At 35.9% G+C, this 1,410-nt stretch carries 1 protein-coding gene; it reads right to left on the reverse strand.

All coding sequences use genetic code 11. The features are described from left to right. Positions 1-103 precede the first annotated feature (103 nt). The gene (locus KA833_RS06695; RefSeq protein WP_000195429.1) at positions 104-1,276 is read right to left on the reverse strand and encodes an IS256-like element IS256 family transposase; all 1,173 of its coding nucleotides are present in this window, start codon (positions 1,274-1,276) and stop codon (positions 104-106) included. Between the last annotated feature and the right edge of the window lie 134 nt (positions 1,277-1,410).

The following is a 1,410-nucleotide window of genomic DNA, read 5'->3' on the forward strand; positions in this document are numbered from 1 at the left end:
TGGGGAATGGCTTAGAGGAGATTATTTAAATTATTTTATTCCAGAAAAGAATAAGTCAAGTCCAGACTCCTGTGTAAAATGCTATACAATGTTTTTACCATTTCTACTTATCAAAATTGATGTATTTTCTTGAAGAATAAATCCATTCATCATGTAGGTCCATAAGAACGGCTCCAATTAAGCGATTGGCTGATGTTTGATTGGGGAAGATGCGAATAATCTTTTCTCTTCTGCGTACTTCTTGATTCAGTCGTTCAATTAGATTGGTACTCTTTAGTCGATTGTGGGAATTTCCTTGTACGGTATATTGAAAGGCGTCTTCGAATCCATCATCCAATGATGCGCAAGCTTTTGAATATTTTGGTTGATCGATATAATCATGAATCAATCGATTTTTAGCCTCACGCGCTAAGTTAATATCTGTGAACTTAAAAATTCCTTTAACAGCTTCTCTGAAAGATTTTGAATTTTTTTTAGGAATGGTGGTAAAGATATTTCTTAGGAAGTGAACTTGGCATCTTTGCCAACTTACGTTGGTGAAGGATTTTCTAATGGCAGAGACTAATCCTTTGTGCGCATCAGAAATAACGAGTTCCGTACCTTGTAAACCGCGTTCTTTTAGGTATTCAAAAAATGTTGTCCAGGTCTCTTCGCTTTCGCCACTTTGAATCATGAAGCCGATAATTTCACGGTCGCCATCTTTGGTTATTCCAATCGCTATATGACAGCTTTTTGAGAGTACTCGATTTTCTTCTCGTACTTTTATATAGAGTACATCGGTCATTAAGTAAGGATAATTTTTTTCTGATAATAAACGATTCTGCCACTCGTTAACCATAGGTTCTAGCTGTTCTGTTAAGCTAGAAACGAAGGACTTAGAGACGGATTTACCACAAAGTTCTTCCACAATTTTTGATACTTTACGAGTTGAAACGCCTGATACATACATTTCCAACATTGAAGCCATGAGGGCTTTTTCGTTTCGTTGATAACGTTCAAACACTGTGGGTGAAAAATGGCCATCACGTGTTCTGGGTACTTTTAATTCTAGCGTGCCTACACGTGTCGTAAAGCTGCGCTCATAATAGCCATTTCGTTGACTTTGTCGGTTTTCTGTTCGTTCATATTCTTTTGCTTGAATATATTCTGTTCGTTGATTTTCCATTAGTTGATTAAATACCGTTGTTAAAATATTTTTAGAAACGTCATCCTTTACAGAATATTCAATAATGCTTTGAATCTCTTCGCTTTTCAGTGTAAAATGTACTTGGGTCATGTAAAAGTCCTCCTGGGTATGTTTTTGTCGTTAAAAACATTGTACCGTAAAAGGACTGTTATATGGCCTTTTTACTTTTACACAATTATACGGACTTTATCTTTATAAGTCAAGTCCAGACTCCTGTGTAAAAT

The sequence above is a fragment of the Staphylococcus sp. GDY8P67P genome, from assembly GCF_017892545.1.
Taxonomy (GTDB): Bacteria; Bacillota; Bacilli; order Staphylococcales; family Staphylococcaceae; genus Staphylococcus; species Staphylococcus ureilyticus.